The sequence below is a fragment of the Streptosporangium sp. NPDC006013 genome, from assembly GCF_040614275.1.
GTDB lineage: Bacteria > Actinomycetota > Actinomycetes > Streptosporangiales > Streptosporangiaceae > Streptosporangium.
Genome location: NZ_JBEXUE010000661.1, coordinates 1 through 4,513, shown reverse-complemented (window position 1 = coordinate 4,513; position 4,513 = coordinate 1). Strand labels below are relative to the sequence as shown.

Annotated in this window: 3 protein-coding genes; 1 reads left to right on the top strand and 2 read right to left on the bottom strand. The window is 70.5% G+C overall.

Translation table 11 applies throughout. The features are described from left to right. Positions 1-24 precede the first annotated feature (24 nt). Positions 25-561 carry a hypothetical protein gene (locus ABZ260_RS47280; protein ID WP_355631489.1) on the bottom strand — a complete coding sequence of 179 codons (537 nt, stop codon included), beginning with the start codon at positions 559-561 and terminating at the stop codon, positions 25-27. Further along, a complete protein-coding gene (locus tag ABZ260_RS47275; RefSeq protein ID WP_355631495.1) occupies positions 558-1,754 on the bottom strand; it encodes an FxsB family cyclophane-forming radical SAM/SPASM peptide maturase in 1,197 nt (398 codons plus the stop codon). Before ABZ260_RS47275 ends, ABZ260_RS47280 begins: the two co-directional genes overlap by 4 nt. Positions 1,755-2,034: 280 nt before the next feature. Between ABZ260_RS47275 and ABZ260_RS47270 the strand changes: the two genes are divergently transcribed. Continuing rightward, the coding region (locus ABZ260_RS47270) for an FxsB family cyclophane-forming radical SAM/SPASM peptide maturase (RefSeq protein ID WP_355631492.1) at positions 2,035-4,513 on the top strand (2,479 nt) is incomplete at its 3' end.

Genomic DNA, 4,513 nt, shown 5'->3' with positions numbered 1-4,513 from the left:
CACTGCTCGATCGTCTCGGCTACCTCAGCCACGCCCTGCCGGGGTCAGGCCGCCGGCGTCGAGTTCGGCGCCGTCCCCGTCCGGCCGCACCTCGACGTCGACCGTGGCCGGCGCACCGGCGGGGAGAGTGAGGCGCCCCAGGGACGGCAGCATGATCGTGCCGTCGCGGACGGGCAGCCGGACCCGGCACCGGATCCGGGCCCGCACCGCGACCACCACGGCCAGTGCGCCCAGCTGCGCGGGATCGTCGCGGCTGTCATCCCCGCTCCGCAGGGACCGGCAGGTCCGCCACGCCCACGCCCCCACCGCCGGATACCTCAGCAGGCGCTCGACCTCCTCGTCCGCCTGCCCCTCCAGATCGGCCAGCAGGCCGTAGGCGCGCATCGCCAGGGCGGCACCGGGATGCCCGGCCGACCGCGCCTCGCCGACGACACCTCGCACCAGCACCCTGTTCCTGGCGCGCTGCGCGGCCCGCAGCTCGGCCACGGCGCCGGCACCGCCCTCACCGGCCGCCAGCGTGAGAAACGTCTTGTCGGACACCTGCTGCGAACCGTGCCTCATCGGCTTCCCTTCAGCCTGTCGACATCCCGCGCGAGCCGGGTGCGGATATGGGTGATCAGCCGGTACAGGTCGGGGCAGTAGACCGAAGGTCCCAGAAAGCCGGCGGCCTCGCTGTATCTGTGCGCGTACAGCCCGCCGCCGCAGACCGAGTGGATGTCACAGGCCAGGCAGACCGGTGCCAGCCCGAGCTCGCCGATCTGCCTGGCCGCCATGGACGGGTGGGTGAGCGCGGCGTCGAACGAGTCGCGGAGCAGGTGCAGGCGGGTCGCGGCCGCCCCGTGGTAACTGGACTTCAGGATGTCCGACTGCTCGATGCTGCCGTCGGTCTCCACCACGGCCATCCGGGCGGGTGAGAGTCCCACGGTCTCGCTGCGCGAGGCGCCTCCCGTCAGCAGGCGCATGATCTCGCGGAACAGCCGGACCTCCGTCTGGTCGGCGGCCGATCCGTACCAGCGGTCGAAGATCGGGATGAGCCAGTCGGCGTACGGTGTCACTTCCGCCTCCGGAACGCGGAAGGGCGGCGGGGTGGACCAGTTGCCGTGCGGGAGCAGGAAGTCGACGGCCGGGGGATCGAACTCCAGAAGCGCCTCGTAGGTCGCCAGCGGATCGTTGCGGACGTCGACGGTGCACAGCAGGCCGCTGAACAGGTGGTGGAAGGGACCGCCGGTCAGCCTGCGAAGCGAGGCCGCCACCTTCGCGTGACTTCCCCTGCCGTCCGCGTGGCGCCGGTGCCGGTCGTGACCCTCCGCGTAGCCGTCCAGGCTCACCCCGACCCGGATCTCCAGGCTGTCGAAGAGCCGCAGGTAGCTCTCGTCCAGGCGCAGCCCGTTGGTCTGCACACCGACGTGGACGCGGGTCCCGACGTCGGCGGCGGCCCCCCTGATGGTGCGCACCGCGTAGGAGATGAGATCCGGCCCGGCCAGAAGGGGCTCACCGCCGTGCAGAACGACCTCCACCTCGGCCAGCTCGTGGGTGAGCGCGTGCTCGGCTATGCGCTTCGCCGTGCGGTCGACGATCGCCTCCGACATGCGCCTCGGCTGTGCCCGCCAGGACTGGTCCGCCATCTCGTAGACGTAGCAGTGGCGACAGGCGAGGTCGCACCTGCTGTGGATCTTCAAGATGAACTGCCGGAAAGCCGCCGGTCGCCACCCTGATTCCAGCAATCCCCTGACATCGAGCGTCGCCGGGAACACGCTTCTGGGTGACGGGATTATGGGGTCAAGTTTCTCAGGCAAACGCGGCACACCTCTCTTGCGCCATTTCCTATCTGGCATGAGTTTGCCCAAATAGTCAAGTTCCAGGCTTACAAACAGTGGTCTCCGCGACATGACCGAAGGGTTTCATCCGTCTCTGGAACGGCGGCCGGCCATCATCTATCGTGGAAGCATCTTTCGGGCATCACATAACGTGGTCTCATCAGGGGGCTGATCAGCGGTGCGCGAGTGGCCGTCGACTCTCGACATCGGCAGGCTGATGGCCGACGGCTGGAGACCGACACCGTTCCGGCAGTTCATCCTGAAGATCCACAGCAGGTGCGATCTCGCCTGCAAATATTGCTATATGTACGAAATGGCCGATTCGTCGTGGCTGACACGCCCGAAACAAATGTCACGGGAGACCGTCGCCGCCACCGCCGCGAGAATCGCCGAGCACGCCCACCGTCACGGCCTGCGCGACATCGAGATCATCCTGCACGGGGGCGAGCCACTGCTCGCCGGCCCCGAGGCGATCCGCGAGATCGTCACCCGGATCCGTTCGGCGGCCGCCGACACCCGGGTCAGGGCCAGCCTGCAGACCAACGGGCTACGCCTGGACGAGAGCTACCTGCGGCTCCTCGACGAACTGGACATCCGGGTCGGGGTGAGCCTCGACGGTGACGAGACGATGCACGACCGCAGCCGCAGGCGCGCAGGCGGCCGCGGCAGCCATGCCGAGGTGTCCCGAGCCCTCCGGCTGCTGACCTCGCCCACCTTCAGGCATCTCTTCAGCGGCCTGCTGTGCACCGTCGACCTCAGAAACGACCCGATCGGGGTCTACGAGGCGCTCCTCGCCTTCGACCCACCGGCCGTCGACTTCCTGCTCCCGCACGGCAACTGGTCGGCGCCCCCGGCCGGCCGGCTCCCCCACGAGGAGACGACACCGTACGCGGACTGGCTCATCCCGATCTTCGACCGGTGGTACGGCGCGGCGCGCAGGCCCACCCGGGTCCGGCTGTTCGGCGAGATCATCCACGTGCTGCTCGGCGGTTCGTCGTCGAGCGAGCAGATAGGCCTGTCCCCCGCGGGGATGGTGGTGGTGGAGACCGACGGCGGCATCGAGCAGTCGGACGTGCTGAAGTCGGCCTACCAGGGAGCCCCCGAGACCGGGCTGCACGTGACACGTGACTCCTTCGACGACGCCCTGCTCCTTCCCTCGATCGCCGCCCGCCAGATCGGCGAACTGGCCCTGTGCCCCACCTGCCGGGCCTGCCCGGTGTCACGGATCTGCGGAGGAGGGTTGTACGCCCACCGCTACCGCTCCGGCCATGGTTTCGCCAACCCCTCCGTCTACTCCCCCGACCTGCTCCGACTCATCGAGCACGTCAAGAGCACTGTCGAGGCCGATCTGTCGGCTCGATCGAAACGACGGGGAAGGGACACGATGAACCTGCGTGAGCACCGGATCACGGCCGGGGTGTTCTCCAAGCTCGCCGCCGGCGGTGGCGGCGCCGCCGCGGTCGCCAAGCTCTCCGCGGCGCAGCACAGCAAGCACGTGCTTCTCGTACGGGGGGTGCTGGAGGCCGCGCGCGCGAACGGCCACCCGGACGCCGCCGTCACCCGCCGCGCCTACGACCTGCTCGCCACGGTACAGCGCCGTCATCCCGGCGCCGTCGGCACCGTTCTGCGCCATCCCTCGGTGGGCGCCTGGGCGCGGCGGACGATCAAGAGGCTCGACGCGCACGCCGAGGACGCGGCACCGGGGCAGCTCGCCGCGCTCGCCGCCGCGGCGGCGATCCGTTCGGGCACGGCCTGCGACATCGACGTGCCCGCGGTGGAGGGGGTCGTCACGCTGCCCTCTCTGGGCCAGGCGGTCCTGTCGCCGACCGTCTCGTGGGCCACGGTGGAGTGTGCCGAGGGCGGTGCCGAGGTCACCGCGGACGGGGTCATCGTCACCGTCCCGCGCGACCCGGGCCGGGACGCTCCCGGGTGGAGAGGCCTGCGATCGCTCTCCACCGAGGTGGACGGCGTGCCGCTCCACCTGGTCATCGACGACCTCGACCCGTACCGGATGCCGGAGACCACGAACATCGGCGGGCGTCTGACCGAGGCCGAGACCGAGCGCTGGCAGTCGACGCTGGAGGGAGCGTGGCATCTGCTGGTGCGCCACCACCGCGCCGTGGCCGATGAGGTCGTCACGGCGATCACGGTCCTCACCCCGCTGGTCGCCCCGGCCCGGGGCCAGTCGAGCTCGACATCCGGCGAGACGTACGGCTGCGTGGCCCTGTCGACGCCGCCGGACGCCGCCACGTTCGCGGTCACCCTGACCCACGAGACGCAGCACGCGAAGCTCTCGGCCCTGCTCGACCTGGTCCCCCTGACCCTTCCCGACGACGGCAGGCGCTACTACGCTCCCTGGCGCGATGATCCCCGCCCCGTTCCCGGCCTGCTCCAGGGGGCCTACGCCTTCCTGGGCGTGGCCGGCTTCTGGATGCGCCAGCGCCACCTGGAGACCGGGGCGGCGGCCCTGCGCGCGAGCTCGGAGTTCTTCCGCTGGCGCGAGGCGGCTCACCTGGTGACCGGCACCCTGCTCGGCAGTGGGCGGCTGACCCCGGCCGGCGAGAACTTCGCGACCGGAATGGCCCTGCGCCTGGACCGCTGGGCACAGGAGAGCGTGCCGGTGGAGATCCCCGCCGAACCCACCGCCCGGCATCGGTCACACCAAGGTTCCCCATGCACCTGCGGCCCCATCGACC

Coding starts and splice junctions, on each gene's coding strand:
- ABZ260_RS47280 (WP_355631489.1), bottom strand. CDS start 561: ATGAGGCACGGTTCGCAGCAGGTGTCCGACAAGACGTTTCTCACGCTG.